The 20366-nt window shown below is 36.4% G+C and carries 20 protein-coding genes, 1 rRNA gene, 1 pseudogene and 1 riboswitch; of the genes and pseudogenes, 2 read left to right on the top strand and 20 right to left on the bottom strand.

Going from position 1 to position 20366, the window contains the following annotated elements; translation table 11 throughout:
• Nucleotides 1–76 precede the first annotated feature (76 nt).
• The 5 genes from pcrB to BKP45_RS16075 all read right to left on the bottom strand — a co-directional run bounded on the left by pcrB (nucleotide 77) and on the right by BKP45_RS16075 (nucleotide 4700).
• Complete coding sequence (gene pcrB, locus BKP45_RS16095; RefSeq protein WP_071390718.1) at nucleotides 77–760, bottom strand: heptaprenylglyceryl phosphate synthase; 684 nt, start codon at nucleotides 758–760, stop codon at nucleotides 77–79.
• 345 nt (nucleotides 761–1105) lie between these two features.
• Nucleotides 1106–1378 (bottom strand): hypothetical protein, encoded by a 273-nt coding sequence (locus tag BKP45_RS16090; RefSeq protein ID WP_071390717.1) that lies wholly within the window; start codon nucleotides 1376–1378, stop codon nucleotides 1106–1108.
• 161 nt (nucleotides 1379–1539) lie between these two features.
• Nucleotides 1540–1857, bottom strand: a complete 318-nt coding sequence (locus BKP45_RS16085) for a YerC/YecD family TrpR-related protein (protein WP_071390716.1) — start codon at nucleotides 1855–1857, stop codon at nucleotides 1540–1542.
• Between the two features lie 19 nt (nucleotides 1858–1876).
• The gene (locus BKP45_RS16080) at nucleotides 1877–2917 is read right to left on the bottom strand and encodes a DUF3048 domain-containing protein (protein ID WP_071390715.1); all 1041 of its coding nucleotides are present in this window, start codon (nucleotides 2915–2917) and stop codon (nucleotides 1877–1879) included.
• 40 nt (nucleotides 2918–2957) lie between these two features.
• Nucleotides 2958–4700, bottom strand: a complete 1743-nt coding sequence (locus BKP45_RS16075) for an adenine deaminase C-terminal domain-containing protein (protein WP_071390714.1) — start codon at nucleotides 4698–4700, stop codon at nucleotides 2958–2960.
• 209 nt (nucleotides 4701–4909) lie between these two features.
• Here BKP45_RS16075 and BKP45_RS16070 point away from each other — a divergent pair, with 209 nt between their 5' ends.
• Complete coding sequence (locus BKP45_RS16070) at nucleotides 4910–5182, top strand: YgaP family membrane protein (protein ID WP_071390713.1); 273 nt, start codon at nucleotides 4910–4912, stop codon at nucleotides 5180–5182.
• A 124-nt stretch (nucleotides 5183–5306) separates the two neighbouring features.
• Here BKP45_RS16070 and purD read toward each other — a convergent pair whose 3' ends face one another.
• The 14 genes from purD to BKP45_RS15995 all read right to left on the bottom strand — a co-directional run bounded on the left by purD (nucleotide 5307) and on the right by BKP45_RS15995 (nucleotide 19330).
• Nucleotides 5307–6575, bottom strand: coding sequence for a phosphoribosylamine--glycine ligase (gene purD, locus BKP45_RS16065; protein ID WP_071390712.1), 1269 nt, complete (start codon nucleotides 6573–6575; stop codon nucleotides 5307–5309).
• A 75-nt stretch (nucleotides 6576–6650) separates the two neighbouring features.
• Nucleotides 6651–8183 carry a bifunctional phosphoribosylaminoimidazolecarboxamide formyltransferase/IMP cyclohydrolase gene (gene purH / locus BKP45_RS16060; RefSeq protein ID WP_071390711.1) on the bottom strand — a complete coding sequence of 511 codons (1533 nt, stop codon included), beginning with the start codon at nucleotides 8181–8183 and terminating at the stop codon, nucleotides 6651–6653.
• Between the two features lie 6 nt (nucleotides 8184–8189).
• Nucleotides 8190–8777, bottom strand: a complete 588-nt coding sequence (gene purN / locus BKP45_RS16055) for a phosphoribosylglycinamide formyltransferase (protein WP_071390710.1) — start codon at nucleotides 8775–8777, stop codon at nucleotides 8190–8192.
• Nucleotides 8774–9814 carry a phosphoribosylformylglycinamidine cyclo-ligase gene (gene purM, locus BKP45_RS16050; RefSeq protein ID WP_071390709.1) on the bottom strand — a complete coding sequence of 347 codons (1041 nt, stop codon included), beginning with the start codon at nucleotides 9812–9814 and terminating at the stop codon, nucleotides 8774–8776. The genes purN and purM overlap by 4 nt, the downstream gene beginning before the upstream one ends.
• Nucleotides 9815–9930: 116 nt before the next feature.
• A complete protein-coding gene (gene purF / locus BKP45_RS16045) occupies nucleotides 9931–11352 on the bottom strand; it encodes an amidophosphoribosyltransferase (RefSeq protein WP_071390738.1) in 1422 nt (473 codons plus the stop codon).
• Nucleotides 11337–13553, bottom strand: a complete 2217-nt coding sequence (purL, locus tag BKP45_RS16040) for a phosphoribosylformylglycinamidine synthase subunit PurL (RefSeq protein WP_071390708.1) — start codon at nucleotides 13551–13553, stop codon at nucleotides 11337–11339. Before purL ends, purF begins: the two co-directional genes overlap by 16 nt.
• Nucleotides 13537–14220 carry a phosphoribosylformylglycinamidine synthase subunit PurQ gene (purQ, locus tag BKP45_RS16035; protein WP_071390707.1) on the bottom strand — a complete coding sequence of 228 codons (684 nt, stop codon included), beginning with the start codon at nucleotides 14218–14220 and terminating at the stop codon, nucleotides 13537–13539. The genes purL and purQ overlap by 17 nt, the downstream gene beginning before the upstream one ends.
• The gene (purS, locus tag BKP45_RS16030; RefSeq protein ID WP_071390706.1) at nucleotides 14217–14471 is read right to left on the bottom strand and encodes a phosphoribosylformylglycinamidine synthase subunit PurS; all 255 of its coding nucleotides are present in this window, start codon (nucleotides 14469–14471) and stop codon (nucleotides 14217–14219) included. Before purS ends, purQ begins: the two co-directional genes overlap by 4 nt.
• Complete coding sequence (gene purC / locus BKP45_RS16025) at nucleotides 14464–15183, bottom strand: phosphoribosylaminoimidazolesuccinocarboxamide synthase (protein WP_071390705.1); 720 nt, start codon at nucleotides 15181–15183, stop codon at nucleotides 14464–14466. Before purC ends, purS begins: the two co-directional genes overlap by 8 nt.
• Nucleotides 15184–15260: 77 nt before the next feature.
• Complete coding sequence (gene purB, locus BKP45_RS16020) at nucleotides 15261–16556, bottom strand: adenylosuccinate lyase (RefSeq protein ID WP_071390704.1); 1296 nt, start codon at nucleotides 16554–16556, stop codon at nucleotides 15261–15263.
• A gap of 4 nt (nucleotides 16557–16560) precedes the next feature.
• Entirely contained in the window at nucleotides 16561–17694 is a 1134-nt protein-coding gene (purK, locus tag BKP45_RS16015) for a 5-(carboxyamino)imidazole ribonucleotide synthase (RefSeq protein ID WP_071390737.1), read from the bottom strand.
• Between the two features lie 5 nt (nucleotides 17695–17699).
• On the bottom strand, nucleotides 17700–18188 hold the full coding sequence (purE, locus tag BKP45_RS16010) for a 5-(carboxyamino)imidazole ribonucleotide mutase (protein WP_071390703.1): 489 nt from the start codon (nucleotides 18186–18188) through the stop codon (nucleotides 17700–17702).
• Between the two features lie 205 nt (nucleotides 18189–18393).
• A riboswitch (purine riboswitch) is annotated at nucleotides 18394–18495 on the bottom strand.
• An 83-nt stretch (nucleotides 18496–18578) separates the two neighbouring features.
• On the bottom strand, nucleotides 18579–18782 hold the full coding sequence (locus tag BKP45_RS16000; protein WP_071390701.1) for an NETI motif-containing protein: 204 nt from the start codon (nucleotides 18780–18782) through the stop codon (nucleotides 18579–18581).
• 8 nt (nucleotides 18783–18790) lie between these two features.
• A complete protein-coding gene (locus BKP45_RS15995; RefSeq protein WP_139193857.1) occupies nucleotides 18791–19330 on the bottom strand; it encodes a DUF2179 domain-containing protein in 540 nt (179 codons plus the stop codon).
• Nucleotides 19331–19648: 318 nt separating this feature from the next.
• On the opposite strand from BKP45_RS15995, the pseudogene BKP45_RS22215 reads away from it, so the two are divergent.
• A pseudogene (locus BKP45_RS22215) lies at nucleotides 19649–19726 on the top strand (acetyltransferase); the annotation flags it as partial.
• A 413-nt stretch (nucleotides 19727–20139) separates the two neighbouring features.
• On the opposite strand, the gene rrf reads toward BKP45_RS22215, so the two are convergent.
• A 5S ribosomal RNA gene (gene rrf, locus BKP45_RS15990) occupies nucleotides 20140–20255 on the bottom strand.
• Between the last annotated feature and the right edge of the window lie 111 nt (nucleotides 20256–20366).

Genomic DNA, 20366 nt, shown 5'->3' with positions numbered 1-20366 from the left:
TATGTTCTCTTTTATTTTAATGCAATTTATAAGTAAGAGCAAACTCAATTTAAATTTGTTTCGATAAAAAATTCATCTAATCTTTACATCGAACAGTTGAAAGAGCTTGTTTAATATCTTCATAAATAATATTACCAACAACAATTGTATTCGCATATTGCGCCATTTCTTTTGCCTGTTCCAACGTCACTATTCCGCCTCCATAAAATAACTGTGTTTTCTCAAGTACATCACTCACTTCTTTTACAACCTCGACGTCACCATAAATACCGCTATATTCAAGATAAAATATTGGTAATTTATACATCTTTTCAGCCATTTCAGCATAGGCTACAACGTCTTCTTCAGTCAATTTCGCTTTAGCTTCCGTCAATGTAGCAACTTTACTATTTGGATTTAAAACACAGTAGCCTTCCATCAGAATTTCATTCCAGTTCATAACCGCACTAAATTCTTTTACAGCTTTATGATGAAGCCCTATGATCCATTCTGTCGAACTACTATTTAAAATTGATGGAATAAAGTAATAATCAAAGCCTGGAGTCACAGTCTCAATTGAAGAAACTTCAAGTGCACACGGTACTGAGTATCTTCTTACTCGCATCAGCAAGTCTAATACGTTATCCTCAGTCAGACCATCACTACCACCAATAATGATCGCATCGGTTCCTGACTCACATATACTTTCTAAATCTTTATCACTAATTTCCTTATTAGGATCAAGTTTAAATACGTGCTTCCATTCATGATATTCAAGCATTTTTCGGGCTCCTTTTTTATACCTTCAGAGTTATCTTCAGTTAATCAAATTTCCTCATTCGATTATTATAACAAAAAATACTTACTCACTCATCATTCAAGAAATATTTTCAATTTAGGAATATTTACATAAAGAAATCACTTCATTAAAACATATAATAAATTATCGTTAAATGAATTTCATAATACAGATTTCCCACGCTAATAACTATAATACTTAGATTTTAATTGCTTGTTTCAAAATAGGTATAGTTAAATATCATTGGATTAACTCCCCCTTAAGAGTGGACAAAAAAAAAAGGTGAAAGTTCGGCTGTTAGACCTAACTCCACCTTTTGCGGATGATTTAAATCCAAAATAAAGCAGCACCTAAAACAAAACCTCCAATTGCAGCTAGTGCAACAGGCCAAACAGGATAATAAGGATAAGGGTATGGATAGTAACCGGGGTAACCATAATATCCGTAACCAAACCCTCTTACTCCTCTAGTCTCTGGCTGAATATACACGTATTGTTGATCTACATCAACAATTTTACCAACATGAACCTTACCTGTTCTTTCATAAATTGTAACAACTTTACCTTTATGTTGACAGCATAGATCGTAATAACGACTCATTTACACTCTCTCCTTTTTGTCCTACTTTATAATCATACTATGTAGTTGAGGAAAGTTTTGATTATGCTTACACACAAAGTTATTATCGAAAAGCTAAATATTTTTTTATTAAAACATCAAAAATCCGGCATTCGTTGTTTACAACAATACCGGATTTTTTCTTAATCACTATTCAGTTGATTTTTCATTTCGTTTTTAACTCTCTCTAATGTCATTTCATAACCATCATTACCATAGTTAAGACAACGTTTCACTCTAGAGATCGTTGCTGTACTTGCACCAGTTTCAGCTTCAATCTTTTGATATGTAAAGCCTTCACGAAGCATTCTAGCTACTTCTAAACGTTGAGCAAGTGATTGAATTTCATTAATTGTACAAAGGTCATCAAAAAATTGATAGCATTCCTCTAAGTCCTTAAGGCTTAGGATCGCTGAGAATAATTGATCTAACTCTTTTCCTCTTAATTTATCAATTTGCACTCTTCTTCACCCTCCCTAATTAGTCTATTATGCTTACATTTCCATCTAAATGAGGAACAACATTTATCCACGTTTTTCCTTGGACGAAACCTAAACTTTTCTCATTTTGAAACGGTAATATTTGTCCACCTTCGTTTTTCCATTCAACAACTTGATAAACACCATTTTGAAGTAATAAGCCTTTCCCACCAGAGTAGATATCAATTTCTCTACGACCAACTTTATCAATTACTTTATGAGTCATCTCCACGATAAATAGGTTATCAATTAAGACTGGATTTTCAGTCTCAAGATCAAGACTCTGCTTTCCACCAATGATACGAATGTACTTATTGTTCTCATCATCGTATTTATATACTACATTATTGGAACTACTGCCGTAATTGATTGCAACTTCCGAAGCCTGTTTTCCTTGCACAGCTATACCCTCTTCTAAAAATGGTAATGAAGGTACTTCATCTATTAAGGACCTATTTTTACGTTCTGCTGCTTTTATAAGGTCATCATATGTTGTATACATGTTGTGCGGTGCTTTTCTAGCAGATGAACGATAAAAATAACTACCATCAAATTCCAGTCCACTGATATAGTCTACTTGTCCACGTTCAAACATAGCAAACGCCTGCGGGCTCCCCCCCGCAGAAACGTAAATACCATTATAACCATTGTTTAAGTTAATATAATAATCTCTCGCACTTCTAACTGGTCCAATAATTTCAGGTTTTTCACTATGATAGAATGCAAGTAAACGAGTAATTGTAGCTTCAGATAAGACTTCATACACCAAATCAGCTTGGTATAATCCCGATTGCGGTCTTGCCGCACGGGAATTTTCGATCATTACACCAAATACTCGATAATCGATATCGTCATCTGTAGCTACGCCAGTTAACGGGAAAGTATTTTGAGGTTCTTCCTTAATAGGCTCTGGTTCTGGTGTATCAACAGTTTCTTCCGGACTAATTTCTGTTTCAACTGCACTTGAATCTTCATCTTTATTACATCCGAGTACAAATACCATAATAACTAACAAAACCAATCCAAACGTGAGCCTTTTCATACAAAAACCTTCCTTTTACTTTTTTCTTTACTTTTATAGTTTAACGCATAATCGAAGGAAAGAGTACAGTTTTCTTTTTCACATCGAAAATTCCCTTTTGTGTGACACGAATATATGGTAAATGAGTTGAACTAAAGAATAAAAGACTATAAATTGGGTCATCAAAAAGATAACCTCTCTCTTTTAATGCATTCGTTAATTCTCTCTCTTCTTTCATTACTTCTTCCATTGGTTTAACGGACATTACTCCATATAAACCTAGTTCAACAGTATTAATAACTTCCCCATTCTCAACTAAGACGATCCCACCTTGCTGCTTTTTCAACTGCTGAAATGCTAGGAGCATATCTTTCTTATTTTTTCCAATGATAAATATATCTCCAGTATTGGAAAATGAGCTGGCAAATCCAGATATATGATTAGCAAAACCTTTGATCACTGTATTGATTAGCCAATTTCCCTTTTTATCAACCATCATAAAATAACATTCATAGCTATCATCAGGAATTTCCGTCTGGGTTACATCAGTAGCAATTTGATACGGTTTTAGTATTACTGAATTCACCATTTCGATTCCGAGTGGCATCGAAAAATGTAAATTATCTTCCGTTAATTCCCAATCTATTACTAGTGGATTAATATCATAGTCAGCCCATGAGAATGTTGTAACTGGATAACAATTAACTCCATCCTTTTTCACCCATTGTCCTTTAGCCAGGACGGAAATAGGAAGAGGCTTATCCTTGCTTTCCAATATGTTAATGTGTGCAATTCTCCCTGGGGCAATCATTCCTAAACTATCATCTAAATTATAATGTCTTGCTGCGTTATAAGTAGCCATCGCATAAGCTTCTGTATCTGGAATTCCTTTTTCTAATGCAATCTTTATTAATAGATCCATAACTCCTTGTTCATAAAAACTCGGTGTTGATCCATCAGTTGTCATTAAAACACGACTAAAGTCATCTAGACCAAGCTCTTTTAATTCTTCAAGTAACTTTGGTAAGTCTGGACGGATTGATGAGTGACGTAACGAAGTCGTATACCCCATATCTAATCGCATTAATACTTCCTCACCAGTCATTGCTTCATGATCACTATTAACTCCTAAAAGTGCCATCTGAGTTAACGTTTTTTCAGAAGCTCCTGGAAAATGTCCTTCAATTGGTTTAGAATGCTTTTTAGTTTCTTGCATCCAGTGGAGAATGCTATCATCGCCGAGCAATACTTTTGGCCATGAAGTAAGTTCTCCCCCCTGAACAACAAGTGGATGTTCTAACCAGGCTTTCATATTTGAGTAGGAAAAAACATTATCTTCCTGCACAAATTCTGTTTGCGCATCATATCTACACCACCACAACATTGTAGTAGGAAGTTCGTCTAGTCCCCCCATTAGAGTAAGCGCTTTCTTTTTGTCTGAGTTTAAAAGCAGCATCAAGTTATCATTTACTAATGTTGTCGTTCCTCTTACAGATGCATATTCAGCAAATGATTGGGGATTATATAACTGGAAGGGATGAGCATGATGTTCAATATACCCTGGAACAACAAAGCGATCACTACAGTCAATAATCTCAGTCTTCTCTAGTTTTACAGGCATATCTTTACCCACATAAATAATACGATCTTCATACATCCAAATATTTGCATTTAACCATTTTTTTCTTGCGTTATTTAAATACGTGGCATTTTTCAAAACAATAGTCGGTGCAACATCACCTCGAATGATTTGAAGCTGCTTACGTATTTGTTTTTTGGACCAACGCTCTAGTCTGTAAGCCATTTTTGTATCACCCAATTCTTAATTGTCTTTATTTCAACTATTGTAGAAACTATGTGAAAGTCTTCACGGAAAAAGACTCTCTAGTTTTTCATATACTTGTTAACTTTTGATAAATTTTGTTTCTACTATCGTAACATATTTTTTATATTTAGCACATCAAAGTTTATTTACAAAATAAAATTTAACAACAGAAGGAAAGGTGACATTTCATGAAAAAAGTTACACCTAACATTGGATTAATTAACGGATTAATAAGAATTACTTGCGGATTTACAATGCTAGCTTGGGGAACATCAAAATTAGTAAAACGTCCTTTTAGTAATACTCCATTATTGGTAATTATGATGGGGGCTTTAAAAGTTGCCGAAGGAATGACCCGTTTTTGTCCATTAACATATTTTTTTGAAGAGAGAATGGAAGAAATGACAAACGCGCATGAAAAAGACGACAAACAATACGACAACTTGATTAATCCTAGTTAAAATGGGATTTTTGTGGACAGAGAGTCCGAATATCACTGTTTTTACAGCTGATAGCGGGACTGTTGCCACTTAAGCATTCCCAAACAAAAAATGCTGACTCATGAATCTCGAGTCAGCATTTTTTTTATTTTTTCATTGTCTTAATCGCTTTGCTACCAATATCTTTGCGATAAAACAAAGCATCTGATTGTATATGAACTAATTCTTTATAAACGGCTTTTTGTGCTTCAAGTAAGTCACGATCTGCTCTTGCAAGTAATAATACTCGTCCACCGTTAGTAACAAAATCTCCATCAACCTTCTTTGTACCAGCGTGGAAAGTCAATGTTTCCTTTTCTAACTTGTCTAACCCAGTAAACTTCTTACCTTTTTCGTAGCTACCAGGGTAACCTTGTGATGCTAAAACTACACCAACAACAGCGTTATCAGACCAAGTTAGCTCTACTTTTTCTTCATTTAGTAACCCTAGTAATACATCAACAAGATCATTTTCTAATCTTGGTAAAACAACCTGGGTTTCAGGATCACCAAAACGAGCATTAAATTCAATTACTTTTGCTCCGTTACTTGTCATCATTAATCCAGCATAAAGAATTCCTGTGAACAATCTACCTTCTTGTTTCATTGCTTTTGCCATAGGAATAAGAATCTTCTCAACAGCATCATCAACATCGTTTTGGCTGAATTGAGGAACTGGGGAGTATGCACCCATCCCTCCTGTGTTAGGCCCCTCATCTCCATCAAAGACACGTTTGTGGTCTTGAGCTCCTACCATTGGAATAACGACTTCATCATGAACAAAAGCCATTAAAGATAGTTCTTCTCCTGCTAAATATTCTTCGATAACAACTTTTTTTCCAGCGTCACCGAATGCGTCTTTTTGCAACATATTTTCTAGAGCAGAAATTGCTTCTTCGTTTGTCATAGCAACAACGACACCTTTACCTGCTGCTAATCCATCGGCTTTAATAACAATTGGCGCGCCTTTTTCTTCAACATAAGCTTTAGCATCTTCAAAGGTTGTAAATGTTTCAAAGAAACCAGTTGGAATATCGTATTTTTTCATGATTTCTTTAGCAAAAGATTTACTTCCTTCAATAAGAGCTGCTTCTTTTCTTGGTCCGAAGGCAAGTAAACCATTTTCTTGCAAATCATTTACAAGTCCGTTCAATAAAGGGACTTCCGGTCCTACAATCGTTAAATCAATTTTTTCTTGCTTGGCAAAATCGATAATTGCCGTATGATCGTTTTCAGAAATAGGAACGAGCTTTGCAACATCAGTCATTCCATCATTACCCGGAGCAACAAACACTTGCTCTACCTTTTTACTTTGAGCAACTTTCCACGCAATTGCGTGCTCACGACCGCCGCTACCGATAACTAAAATTTTCAAACTGTTTCCCACCTTTTTATTGATGTAAAATGTTTTAGTTACGTAATAAAAGTAACCTTAAACAAGGTCTACATTCTAGTGTTTAAAGTGTCTTACTCCTGTAAATACCATAGCTATTCCTAACTCATCAGCTTTTTTAATTGAATCTTCATCACGAATCGAACCACCTGGTTGGATAATCGCAGTTACACCAGCTAAACCTGCAGCTTCTACTGTATCATTCATTGGGAAGAAGGCATCAGATCCCATAACGGACCCACTTGCATTTCCTGCGGCTTGCTCAATCGCGATTTTTGCTGAACCAACACGGTTCATTTGCCCAGCTCCAACTCCTACAGTCATATCGTCTTTTACTAAAACAATTGCGTTAGATTTCACATGTTTAACTACTTTCCATGCCATTTTTAACGCTGCCCATTCAGCTTCTGTTGGTTCACGCTTCGTAGGAACTGTTACATTCGCTTCTTCTAAACCGAATGTATCTTCATCTTGAACGAGAAGACCACCGTGAATTGACGTTAAACGCTTTTCCACTTTTGCTTCAGTTGTAATAGGTAAAGTTAATAAACGTAAATTTTTCTTTGAAGTTAAAATTTCTAGTGCTTCTTCGCTAAATGAAGGTGCAATAATAATTTCTAAGAAGATTTCTTTCATTTTTAGTGCTGTATTTGCATCTACTTCTCGGTTAAGAGCAACAATACCACCGAAAATTGAAACTGGATCAGCAGAATATGCTTTATCATAAGCTTGTTCAATTGTTTCACCTACACCAACACCACATGGATTCATGTGCTTTATTGCTACAACTGCTGGTTCAGTAAATTCTTTAACTAATGCTAATGCTGCGTCTGCATCATTAATATTATTGTATGAAAGCTCTTTTCCATGTAATTGAGTTGCCTTAGCGATTGAACTTTCTGCTCCTAATGGCTTTTTGTAAAAAGCAGCTTTTTGGTGTGGATTTTCTCCGTAACGTAAATCTTGTTTTTTCTCAAAAGTAACTGTTAAAGACTCTGGTGATTCTTCTTTAACTTCATTCGTTAAATACTCTGCAATCACAGCATCATAAGAAGCAGTATGACGGAACACTTTTGCAGCAAGGCGTGCACGAGTTTCGTTATTCACAGAACCTTCCTCTTTTAATTGTGAAACAACAGTTTCATAATCTGTAGGATCAACAACAACTGTAACGTGCTTATGATTTTTGGCGGCAGCACGAAGCATACTTGGACCACCAATATCAATATTTTCGATCGCATCAGCAAATGTTACGTCTGGCTTAGCAATCGTTGCTTGGAACGGGTATAAATTGACAACAACTAAATCAATTGGCTGAATGTTGTGCTTTTCTAATTGACTTAAGTGATCAGCACTTTCTCTCATCGCCAGTAAACCACCGTGAATATTTGGGTGTAACGTTTTTACACGGCCATCTAGGATTTCTGGAAATCCAGTAACATCAGAAATACCAATAACAGGGATTCCAGCTTCTTGGATTGCTTTCTTTGTTCCACCTGTAGAAATAATCTCTACTCCAAGCTCGACTAATTGTTTAGCAAAAGGGACAATGCCTTCTTTATTTGACACACTAATTAGGGCACGTTTCATTTGTTGTTAAACCTCTCTTTCGACTTTCTGTTTATTTAATACACTTTCTAATACTTCAGGGTAAAGCTTATGTTCAACTGTTTGAATTTTCGAACGAACTTCTTCAATAGAATCATTTTCTTCAATAAAAACTGGTGCTTGAGCAATAATTGGACCGGTATCCATTCCTTCATCTACGAAATGAATAGTTACACCTGTTACTTTTACTTTGGCATCATAAGCTTGTCCAATCGCATCTTTTCCTGGAAAAGACGGAAGCAACGAAGGGTGGATATTAATCATTCGACCTTCATAAGCTTTTAGTAACGTTTGACCGATTAGTCTCATGTAACCAGCTAGAGCAATCCACTCAACATTTAAAGCTTGCAATTTATTTAAAATTTCATTTTCAAAGGCTTCTTTATTCTCATAGTTTTTCGGAATAAACTGAAAAACTTCTATATTATTCTTTTCTGCTCTTTCAATAGCTAGCGCATTAGGTTTGTCACAGACGAGTAAAGCAATCTCTGCTTTCAAATGTCCACTTAAAGTAGCATCGATAATGGCTTGAAAATTCGTACCACTTCCTGATGCAAAAACAGCTATCTTTCTCATTCTGCTAATCCCCCAATGTGAACTCCCTCTTCTTTAGAGACACGACCAATAATATATGCTTTTTCTCCTAGTTTCTCAAGCTCTTTAATAGCAGATACAGCTTCCTCCTCAGAGACAACCATTACCATCCCAATTCCCATGTTAAAAGTTGAGAACATGTCTTGAAAAGTAATTTCGCCTTTTTCTTTCAGCAGGTCAAAAATTGGTTGAATTGGCCATGAGCCGTAGTCAATCTCTGCCCCTAACCCAGAAGGTAAGGTTCTAGGAATATTCTCATAAAAACCACCACCAGTAATATGAGAAAGACCTTTCACATTAAACTTTTTAAGTACTTCTAAAATCGGCTTCACATAAATTCGTGTTGGTGTTAACAATTCTTCACCTAATGACTTTTCAAGGTTACCATATTGCTTTTGTAAATCTAAGTTACTTTCTTCTAAAAGTACTTTCCTCACTAAAGAAAAACCGTTACTATGTAGGCCATTAGAAGAAAGTCCTACAATAACGTCACCTTCGTTAATCTTTTCGCCTGTTAATAATTTTGATTTATCTACAATACCTACAGAAAAACCTGCAAGATCATACTCATCAGCACCATAAAGACCTGGCATTTCAGCTGTTTCACCACCAATAAGCGCACAGCCTGCCTGCTCACAACCATCTGCAATGCCTTTTACGATTGCTTCAATCTTTACTGGTTCAGCCTTCCCACAAGCAATATAATCTAGAAAGTAAAGTGGTTCAGCTCCTTGAACAACGATATCATTCACGCACATTGCTACTGCATCGATTCCAATTGTGTCATGTTTATCCAGCATAAATGCTAGCATTAATTTCGTTCCTACACCGTCTGTACCAGATACTAAAACAGGTTCGTTTAAATGCTTAAAACTAGTAAGGTCAAACATTGCTCCAAAAGAACCTAAACCACCTAAAACTTCAGGACGGATTGTCTTTTTCACATGCTTTTTCATACGTTCTACAGCTTCATATCCTGCTTCAATATCTACTCCTGCTCGTTTATATGCACTAGACATAGTTACCTCCAAGTTAAATGTAAATGTAGAATGTAGAATTGGGCTGAGAAGCGCATCAATACCTTTCTCAACCCTATTCATTCTAAACTCTACATTCAATAATCTATATTTTTAAATTAGCATTTCACTAATTTTGTTTCTTCATTTTTGTTTCCACGATAGATCTCAGTAGGATACTTTCCTGTAAAGCAAGCAAGACACTGACCGTTGTTAACTTGATCAGTACTTCTACCTACTCCTTTCAATAAACCTTCTACACTTAAGAAAGCGAGGGTATCCGCACCAATTTCTTGTCTGATTTGTTCAATGCTGTGTGAAGATGCGATAAGTTCAGACGTTGTTGACGTATCAATTCCATAATAACAAGGATTTGTAATTGGTGGTGAGCTAATACGAACATGAACTTCTGTTGCGCCAGCTTCTCTTAACAAGGTAACGATCCTTCTACTTGTCGTACCACGTACAATCGAATCGTCAATCATTACCACACGTTTTCCTTCTACAACCCCACGTACTGCAGAAAGCTTCATTTTCACCCCTTGTTCACGAAGTTCCTGTGATGGTTGAATGAACGTTCTACCTACGTAACGGTTTTTAATTAATCCTAACTCATACGGAATACCTGACTTTTCAGCATAACCAATCGCTGCTGAAATACTTGAGTCAGGGACTCCAGTAACAACATCTGCTTCTACAGGGAATTCAATAGCAAGTTGTTTACCTAAACTTTTTCTAGCACTATGAACATTAATCTCATCTACATTGCTATCAGGTCGAGCAAAATAAACGTACTCCATACTACAAATCGAACGGTGAATTGGGTCAGCAAAGCGTTCCGAACGAAGACCTTCTTCATTTAAAATGATTAATTCTCCAGGCTTTACTTCCCGTTCAAATGTAGCTCCCACAACATCAAAAGCACATGTTTCTGACGCAAATACATAAGCTTCTCCTAAACGACCGATGGAAAGTGGACGCAATCCATTCGGATCAAGAGCAACCATTAATTGATTTTCAGTCATAACCATGAAAGCAAAAGCACCCTCAATTTGTTTTAGAGCATTTTTCATTCTCTCCTCAAGCGGTAAATCACTGCTACGTCTAATTAAATGTGCTAGTACTTCTGTATCTGAAGTCGTTTGAAATATACTTCCTTGTTCTTCAAGTTTAAGTTTTAACTTATTTGCATTTACTAAGTTTCCATTATGGGCTAATGCTAAACTACCTGTTTGCGATTTAAATAATAAAGGTTGGGTATTAGCCAAGCCGCCACCACCAGCAGTCGAATAACGGACATGACCAATTGCACCATTCCCATGTAACGTCTCAATTTCTCCTTTAGAGAACACTTCAGTTACAAGTCCAGTACCTTTATGAATATTTAAAGTCTCACCATCAGTAACAACGATTCCAGTTCCTTCTTGGCCACGATGTTGAAGGCTGTGCAATCCATAGTATGTTATTTGTGCAGCATCAGGATGTCCCCATACTCCAAAGACTCCACACTCTTCATTAAGACCTTTTATTTCAGCAAACATGGAATAGCTCCTTTCCAAGCCTCTTGCAATTCTTTTGTTTCCGCTTGAATAACAGGTTCACCACTTTCATTTACAATTGTAAGACCTGATTCAACAACTTCACCGATACATGTTGCATTTACTAAACGTTCAAATTCTGCTTTTTTATCTTTTGAAACTGACACAACAAAACGACTTTGGCTCTCTGCAAATAATGCTGTTACAGCTTCACCGCTAAATGAGACTTTAGCACCAACATTTCCGTCCATCATACATTCAGCAACTGCGACAGCAAGACCACCTTCAGCAACATCATGGGCTGATGCAACTACGCCTGAACGAATTGCCGTTAATAACTGTTGTTGGCGTTCTTTTTCAACGTCTAAATCAATACTTGGAGACTTACCGGAAATCTCACCATCAAGTAGTTTTTGTAGCTCACTACCACCAAATTCAGGTTTTGTTTCACCAATTAAGTAAATAAGGTCTCCTACATTTTTAAAGCTTTGTGTTGTAATGTAATCTACGTTATCGATAAGTCCAACCATTCCAATAACAGGAGTTGGGTAAACTGCTACCCCACTTCTTTCATTATAAAGAGAAACATTTCCACCGATAACAGGTGTTTCAAGAACACGACATGCTTCACTTAATCCGTCAGTAGACTTTTCAAGTTGCCAGAAAATCTCAGGCTTTTCTGGATTACCATAATTTAAACAGTCTGTTACCCCAAGTGGTGTTGCACCTGAACAAACCAGATTTCTAGCCGCTTCTGCAATTGCGATTTTCCCACCAGTTTCAGGATCTAGATATAAATAACGAGAATTACAATCGGTAGTCATAGCTAGTGCTTTATTTGTATCACGAATGCGAAGTACTGCTGCATCAGATCCTGGTGATACAACTGTATTAGTACGAACCATATAATCATATTGGTCATAAACCCATTCTTTACTAGCGATTGTCGGTTGAGCCAATAAGCTTAATAACGTTTCTTTCACATCATTTACTTTCGGTACCACTTCTTCTTGTTGTTGGAACTTTTGGAAATATTCCGGTTCACGAGATGGTTTATGATACACTGGTGCATCTTCTGCTAATGCATCTACAGGTACTTCAGCCGCGACTTCACCTTTAAAGATTAGACGTAGCTTTTTATCATCTGTTACCTTACCAACAATTTTGGATAATAAACCCCAACGATCAAAAATTTCTTTAATTTCTGCTTCACGGCCTTTTTTCACAACAATTAACATGCGCTCTTGAGATTCTGATAACATCATCTCATATGGAGTCATTCCTAATTCACGTTGTGGAACTTCATCTAAGTTTAATTCAATCCCAGATCCTGCTTTACTCGCCATTTCTGCTGAAGAAGAAGTAAGCCCAGCAGCACCCATGTCTTGGATACCTACTAATGCATCTGACTTAATTAAGTCAAGACAAGCCTCAAGGAGAAGTTTTTCCATAAAAGGATCTCCAACTTGAACCGCCGGACGCTTTGCATCTGAATCTTCATCTAATTCTTCAGAAGCAAACGTTGCACCATGAATACCATCACGACCAGTACTTGCACCAACGTACATCACTGAGTTGCCAACACCTTTTGCTTGACCCTTTTGAATATCTTTATGATCAATTAAACCAACACACATTGCATTTACTAGTGGATTTCCTTCATAACAAGGATCAAATTGAACTTCTCCACCAACAGTTGGGATACCGATACAGTTACCGTAGCCAGCAATTCCAGCTACTACTTCTTCAAACAAATACTTAACCTTCGGAGTTTTTAACTCACCGAAGCGAAGTGAATTTAATAAAGCAATTGGACGCGCACCCATTGAGAAAACGTCACGAATAATTCCTCCCACGCCAGTTGCAGCACCTTGATACGGTTCAATCGCTGATGGATGGTTATGGCTCTCTATTTTGAAAACTACGGCTTGCTCATCGTTAATATCGATGATACCCGCTCCTTCTCCTGGCCCTTGAAGTACTCTCTCACCAGTGATGGGGAATTTTTTTAGTAATACTTTTGAATTCTTATAAGAACAGTGTTCACTCCACATAACAGAAAACAATCCAGTTTCTGTCCAATTCGGAAGGCGACCAAGAATATTTTCAACTAATTGAAACTCATCGTCACTTAAGCCCATGTCGGCATAGAGACGTTTTTCTTTTATCATTTCTGCTGTTGGTTCTTTAAACGTTAAGGACATGTGCTTCCCTCCAGTTTCTTAAAATTGATTTAAATAAGTTCAGACCATCGGCGCTACCAATCAATTGATCTACAGCGCGCTCTGGGTGAGGCATCATGCCAAGAACATTACCTTTTTCGTTCGTAATTCCTGCAATGTCATTAATAGACCCGTTAAAGTTATTTTTATAACGGAAAACAATTTGATTATTAGCTTCTAAAGCTTTTAACGTTTCAGCATCACAGTAATAATTCCCTTCACCGTGGGCAACAGGAATAATAATCTCTTGTTTATTTTCATATCCAGAAGTAAACATCGTTTCATTATTTTCAACAACAAGAGTAGCAGGACGACAGATAAATTTAAGGTTTTTATTACGAATCAATGCACCAGGTAGTAAACCTGATTCGACAAGAACTTGAAATCCATTACAAACTCCTAGTACTGGCTTTCCTGCTTCAGCTGCTTTTTTCACTGACTCCATTACGTTTGAAAAGTGAGCAATCGCTCCACAACGAAGATAATCTCCATATGAGAAACCACCAGGTAGAAGAATAGCATCAAATCGATCTAAATCCGTTTCAGAATGCCAAACGTACTCTACTTCTTCTCCAAGTTCATCACGAATAGCGTGGTACATATCTACATCACAGTTTGACCCTGGAAAAACGATACATGCAAATCTCATGAAGGAATAACCTCCTCAATTTCATAACGGTAATCTTCAATAACTGTATTAGCTAATAGTTTCTCACACATTTCTTTCACACGAACGTCCACATCTTTATCATTTTTCTTTAATGTTAACTCCATATACTTACCGATACGTACTTCTTGTACTTCGTCATACGTAAGAGCATGAAGCGATGTTGTTACTGCACTTCCTTGTGGATCAAGAACACTTTCTCTTAACGTGATATAAACCTTTACTTTAAACATTTGATGTTCCTCCTAGTCTTGTTAAAATTTCTTCATATCCTTCTGTTAAGCTGCCAAGGTTTCGTCGAAATAAATCTTTATCAAACTTTTGATTTGTCTCCATATCCCACAGACGACAAGTGTCCGGAGAAATTTCATCAGCTAGTAAAACTTCTCCATTGTCTGTAATTCCAAATTCTAATTTAAAATCAATTAACCGAACGTTTATTTCCTTAAATAACTTTAATAAAAACTCATTAACCTTAAGTGCGTTAGTTTTCATGATCTCTAATTGTTCTGGGGTTGCTATATCTAAAAGCCGGATATGATCTTCATTTATTAGAGGGTCACCAAGCGCGTCATCTTTATAGTACAGTTCAACGATAGTTGTATTTAATTGAACGCCTTCCTCCAAACCAAGTCTCTTTGAAAGGCTTCCAGCTGCTACATTACGAACAACTACTTCAAGCGGAATGATCGTCACCTTACGTACTAGCTGCTCAGTATCTGATAGATTTTCAATAAAATGGTTATTAATTCCCGCTTCCTTTAAGCTTTGAAAGATTTGGGAAGTAATTAGATTATTCAATCTAGATTTACCAGCAATTTTATCCTTTTTTTCCCCATTAAAAGCAGTGGCATCGTCTTTGTATTCTATCCACAAAACATCTTGATCATCGGTTTGATAAATCTTTTTTGCTTTGCCTTCGTATAAAAGCCCATTTTTATTCACGTTTCGCCCTCCAAAATCTTGGTTTAGAGTGCAGAACACTTAACATTTAAGACCGTTCTACACTCTTCAATTGTAAATTACTTCAATCCTACTCTTTCAAAAATTGTATCTACATGTTTTAAGTGGTGATTATAGTCAAAACAATCGTTAATCTCTTCTTCACTTAGTAAAGATGTAATTTTTTCATCTGCTTCTACAAGTTCACGGAATTGAACTCCACGCTCCCAAGCTTCCATTGCCTTTGGTTGTACTAAGTCGTAAGCTTCTTCACGAACCATCCCTTTATCAATAAGAGATAAAAGAACACGTTGAGAGTAGATTAATCCGTATGTTCTCGTCATATTACGCTTCATATTTTCTGGGAATACCGTTAAGTTTTTCACGATATTTCCGAAGCGATTTAACATATAGTTTAGGGCGATTGTTGCATCTGGAATGATAATTCTTTCTGCTGAAGAATGAGAAATATCTCTTTCATGCCAAAGTGCAACATTTTCATAGGCAGTAACCATATGGCCACGTAAAACACGAGCTAGTCCAGTCATATTTTCAGAACCGATCGGGTTACGCTTATGAGGCATTGCTGAAGATCCTTTTTGACCTTTAGCAAAGAACTCTTCTACCTCACGCGTTTCACTTTTTTGAAGCCCGCGAATTTCTACAGCCATTTTTTCAATAGAAGCACCAATTAAAGCGAGTGTGCCGATATAATTAGCATGACGATCACGTTGTAATGTTTGTGTAGAAACTGAAGCACGCTCAAGCCCTAAATTTTCACAAACATATTGTTCAACAAAAGGATCAATGTTTGCATACGTACCAACAGCTCCAGAAATCTTTCCTACACGTACACCTTCTGCAGCTTGCTTAAATCTTTCTAGGTTACGTTTCATTTCTTCATACCATAAAGCAAGCTTTAATCCGAACGTTGTAGGCTCAGCATGAACCCCATGAGTACGTCCCATCATTACGGTGTCTTTATGTTCAATTGCTTTATTTTTTAAAATTTCAATAAAATTTTTAATATCGTTTTCTAAAATTTCATTTGCTTGCTTTAATAAATAAGAAATAGCTGTGTCAACAACATCTGTTGAAGTTAAGCCATAATGAACCCACTTTCTTTCTTCACCGAGCGTTTCTGAGACCGCTCTGGTAAAAGCTACAACATCATGTCTTGTCTCTTCTTCGATTTCTAAAATTCGTTTTATATCAAAGGAAGCATTTTCTCTAATTTTTTTTACATCTTCCTTTGGGATATCTCCCAATTCAGCCCAAGCCTCACAAGCCACGATTTCTACCTCTAACCAAGCTTTAAAACGATTTTCGTCTGTCCAAATCGCTCCCATTTCCGGTCTCGTATAACGTTCAATCATCTGTTTAAACCCCCATCTTTTCTTCATTCCAAATTTTTAATGCTTCTACTACTTCCATTGCTTCATCTATAGTAGTGCCAAGCACTGTTAAATGTCCCATCTTTCTTCCTTGCTTTGCTTCTTCTTTTCCGTAAAGGTGAAGATGACATTGCTCCATGTTTGGTACACTTTGTAGTACTTGTGGTAAATGTTCCCCTAATATATTAACCATAACAGCCGGCTTAAGTAAATTTGTATTACCTAAAGGCCAGTTACAGATTGCACGTATATGTTGATCAAATTGCGACGTTTCACAAGCATTGATTGTGTAATGCCCTGAATTGTGCGGTCTAGGTGCCAATTCATTGACATAAATTTCTCCTGTAGGTGTTAAAAACATTTCTACAGCTAAAGTTCCTACTAATTCAAAGCTTCGTGCTAAATGAAGAGCAACCTGTTCAGCTTTACCTATCGTTTCTTGAGTAACTCGAGCAGGAACAATTGACATATGCAAAATATTATTTTTATGGATATTTTCAGCGACAGGAAATGTTTTTAATTCCCCCGCTTTATTTCTAGATACAATTACAGACAACTCTTTTTCAAAAGTAATCCATTTTTCTAAAACGAGTTCACCGCGAGTAGATAACTCTTCATAGGCTTTTTCAATATCCTCAATTTTTCTAATGATAAATTGTCCTTTTCCGTCATATCCACCTCTGCAAGTTTTCAAAACAGCAGGTAAACCTAACTTGTTAACGCCCTCTAATAAATCTTCCTTTGTCATAATTAGATGGTACGGAGCAACTTTAACTCCTGTTGCTTCAATTGCTTTTTTTTCTTTACCACGGTGTTGTGTAGTTGAAAGTAAGTTACTTCCTTGTGGTAGATTTCCATTTTGTTCAAGCCAATTAGCCGTGTAGCTATCAATATTTTCGAATTCATATGTTAATACATCACAATTATCTAAGAGCTGTTTTGCCCCAGCTAAATCATCATAAGCAGTTAAAATTTCTAGGTCTGAAATTTGTCCACATGGAGAATTTTCACTTGGCTCAAGTACAGCTATTCCAAAACCCATCTCTCTCGCTGAGATTGCCATCATTCTTCCTAACTGACCGCCACCTAAAATACCAATTGTACTTCCTGGTAAGATCATTTCTCTCACAGATCTTCACTACTTTCTAATACTCGTTTCGTTATTGCCTCTCTTCTAGCTTGTACCGCTTCATCAATTTTTGAGAATTGATTCGCTAACATTTGTGAAGCTAGAAGTCCCGCATTTTCTGCTCCTGCTTTCCCAATAGCAACGGTTGCTACTGGTATTCCACCAGGCATTTGTACAATGGAAAGTAAAGAATCTAGACCATTAAGTGCCTTAGATTGAACTGGTACACCGATAACCGGTAAAGTAGTCTTTGCTGCTACCATTCCAGGTAAATGAGCAGCACCACCTGCACCTGCTATGATAACTTTTAATCCTCTATCTTTTGCACTTTCTGCATAACTAAACATTAGATCAGGAGTGCGGTGAGCTGAAACAACCTTTTTTTCATATGGAACCTTTAATTCATCCAAAATGTTACAGGCATGCTGCATCGTTTCCCAATCAGAAGTACTTCCCATGATTACACCAACTAATGGCTTAGACATAAAACCCTCCTATAAATTAGCTAATAATCTATTTGATATTGTACCCAAAATAAAAAGTCCAAGTATTGATTCTTTATGGAAGAAAGCAATCCTTGGACTTATATTTGTAGTTAAATATATAGAAATGGGGTTTTTATTTTATAAAGAGAATTTACCTCTTTCATAAATTAAATAAACGTTTAATTAACATGCCCCATAAACTACAAGTATATTTGCTTTCCTTCATAGTCCAATGATTTACGGTCATTAGGTAGAAACTTCTGGGCCATATTCCCAATATTATATGAGGAAATTCACGTATTCTTTTCAGTTTTATCTTAGCAGTTTGTAAGAAGATTTGTCAATCAAAAATCGAACGTTTTTTGGTTAACACGCTTACATCGTTCGTTTTTACTCTATTAACTTCCCTTCAAATACTATGCTTTGCTTTTTTACTTCCTTTTCAAGTTTTCCATCTTTTTTTATTTCATGAAAAACAGGTTCTTCCATTCTTCGAATTGGTGAATACCCTTCTTTTTCCATTCTGTGTAAACATTGAGAAAGCGTCTCGCCTTCCTCTACAAAAAACTTTTTCTTTTTTAATTTTTTTTCCATTACTTAATCTACCTCCGAATTCCTTTAACCCAGAACCCACCAAAAAAAGTCTTCGGTTCGTGTGAGATTATAAAAGCTTTAGGATCTAAGTCTTTAATGGTTTTATATAGTGATTTTTCCGATTTTCTTGAAGTCAAAATTTCCATCATCATACGCTCACCTTCACGTCCATATGCAACCCAGTTAGTAACCCCATAACCTTTATCTCTTAAAGCATTAGGAATATCCGGTTCGTACTCCTTCGTAATTACATTTACCGTAATATAACCTAATGCTAATTTTTCCTCTATTTTCATTCCTACTAAAACACCTATAGCATAACCGATTGCGTATGCTATTAGGTTCTCTACTCGATTTAAATTATCAAGCACTAATCCAAGTCCTATAATATAAATAATTACCTCTACAATACTTGTTAATGCGGCAAAGTATCGTTGACCCTTTAGTGTGAAGATCATACGTATCGTAAACAGTGTCACATAAACAATATTAATAGCTAAGATAATTACAATCATTCCAAGTGCGGTATTTAATATTGACTCAATCATTGTACACCCTCCTTTATTACATTTAATCGAAAGAATACTAGTCCTTCGCACCTCGTACCATTGATATTGCTTTAGCACCCTTCGAAATCCTGTTAAGAATAACATGAATAGTAATGAATGAAAAGGAAATGTTATGATCCATTATTAGGATATCCAATTCCTTATGTCCCCTAAAAAAACTTTTTGTTGTTATAAACTTTGAAGCACTTTTACCCGAGATTGTAATTTATCCCACTCTTAAGGGGCAGTAAGACCCCCACTGATTGAAGTTCAGCTTTATAAAACACCTTAGTTATACATAATCAATGTGATACAAATGATTGCGTTATTCTTGATGTTTGCGAGGTACGGATAGGAGATAATTGTTTTATTGCATCAGGTGTACATATCTATACAATATATTTACTTTTAAAATTCTCATCGTGTGGCTTACTTCAGTCTCACCGTGAGTTATTTATCGAAATTATCTACATGCTACTTTGCGACGAGGAATCACGCTTCGAAGCAATACTAGGAGACGCAGAAAAGCTACTGACTTCAATCACTTCATGAGTTACTTCTTTGAAATGGCTACATGGCTGCTTTGCATCAAGGAAGCCTTCATCGGAGCAATGCTCGTAGACGCAGAAAAGCTACTGACTTCAATCACTTCATGAGTTGCTTCTTTGAATTTACTACGTGCTGCTTTGCATCGAGGAAACTTACTTCAAAGCGATACTAGCAGACGCAGATGCAGCACCACTTAACGCAAATATTCGATTTCCGAAAACACAAAAAAACACATCCGATCGGAATGTGTTTTTCATTTTACCTAGCAACGTCCTACTCTCACAAGGGGAAGCCCCTAACTACCATCGGCGCAAAAGAGCTTAACGATCGTGTTCGGCATGGGAACGAGTGTGACCTCTTCGCTATCGCCACTAGATATTATTTAATTGAAAGAAATCATTCTTTCAAAACTAGATAACATACATATAAGTTTCTTGAGTGTGAATTCAATTCTTATTTTAGGATAAGTCCTCGACCGATTAGTATC

The organism is Anaerobacillus alkalidiazotrophicus, from assembly GCF_001866055.1.
This window is presented reverse-complemented; position numbering and strand designations above follow the sequence as displayed.

Excerpts from the sequence above, each read along its gene's own strand:
- BKP45_RS16075 (WP_071390714.1), bottom strand. The coding sequence starts at position 4,700 with ATGGCTTACAGACTAGAGCGTTGGTCCAAAAAACAAATACGTAAGCAG.
- purM (WP_071390709.1), bottom strand. The coding sequence starts at position 9,814 with ATGTCTAGTGCATATAAACGAGCAGGAGTAGATATTGAAGCAGGATAT.
- purE (WP_071390703.1), bottom strand. The coding sequence starts at position 18,188 with ATGTCTAAGCCATTAGTTGGTGTAATCATGGGAAGTACTTCTGATTGG.
- purB (WP_071390704.1), bottom strand. The coding sequence starts at position 16,556 with ATGATTGAACGTTATACGAGACCGGAAATGGGAGCGATTTGGACAGAC.
- BKP45_RS16090 (WP_071390717.1), bottom strand. The coding sequence starts at position 1,378 with ATGAGTCGTTATTACGATCTATGCTGTCAACATAAAGGTAAAGTTGTT.
- pcrB (WP_071390718.1), bottom strand. The coding sequence starts at position 760 with ATGCTTGAATATCATGAATGGAAGCACGTATTTAAACTTGATCCTAAT.
- BKP45_RS16000 (WP_071390701.1), bottom strand. The coding sequence starts at position 18,782 with ATGGAAAAAAAATTAAAAAAGAAAAAGTTTTTTGTAGAGGAAGGCGAG.
- purN (WP_071390710.1), bottom strand. The coding sequence starts at position 8,777 with ATGAGAAAGATAGCTGTTTTTGCATCAGGAAGTGGTACGAATTTTCAA.
- BKP45_RS16070 (WP_071390713.1), top strand. The coding sequence starts at position 4,910 with ATGAAAAAAGTTACACCTAACATTGGATTAATTAACGGATTAATAAGA.
- purH (WP_071390711.1), bottom strand. The coding sequence starts at position 8,183 with ATGAAACGTGCCCTAATTAGTGTGTCAAATAAAGAAGGCATTGTCCCT.
- BKP45_RS16080 (WP_071390715.1), bottom strand. The coding sequence starts at position 2,917 with ATGAAAAGGCTCACGTTTGGATTGGTTTTGTTAGTTATTATGGTATTT.
- purS (WP_071390706.1), bottom strand. The coding sequence starts at position 14,471 with ATGTTTAAAGTAAAGGTTTATATCACGTTAAGAGAAAGTGTTCTTGAT.
- purK (WP_071390737.1), bottom strand. The coding sequence starts at position 17,694 with ATGATCTTACCAGGAAGTACAATTGGTATTTTAGGTGGCGGTCAGTTA.
- purL (WP_071390708.1), bottom strand. The coding sequence starts at position 13,553 with ATGTCCTTAACGTTTAAAGAACCAACAGCAGAAATGATAAAAGAAAAA.
- purF (WP_071390738.1), bottom strand. The coding sequence starts at position 11,352 with ATGTTTGCTGAAATAAAAGGTCTTAATGAAGAGTGTGGAGTCTTTGGA.
- BKP45_RS15995 (WP_139193857.1), bottom strand. The coding sequence starts at position 19,330 with ATGATTGAGTCAATATTAAATACCGCACTTGGAATGATTGTAATTATC.
- purQ (WP_071390707.1), bottom strand. The coding sequence starts at position 14,220 with ATGAGATTTGCATGTATCGTTTTTCCAGGGTCAAACTGTGATGTAGAT.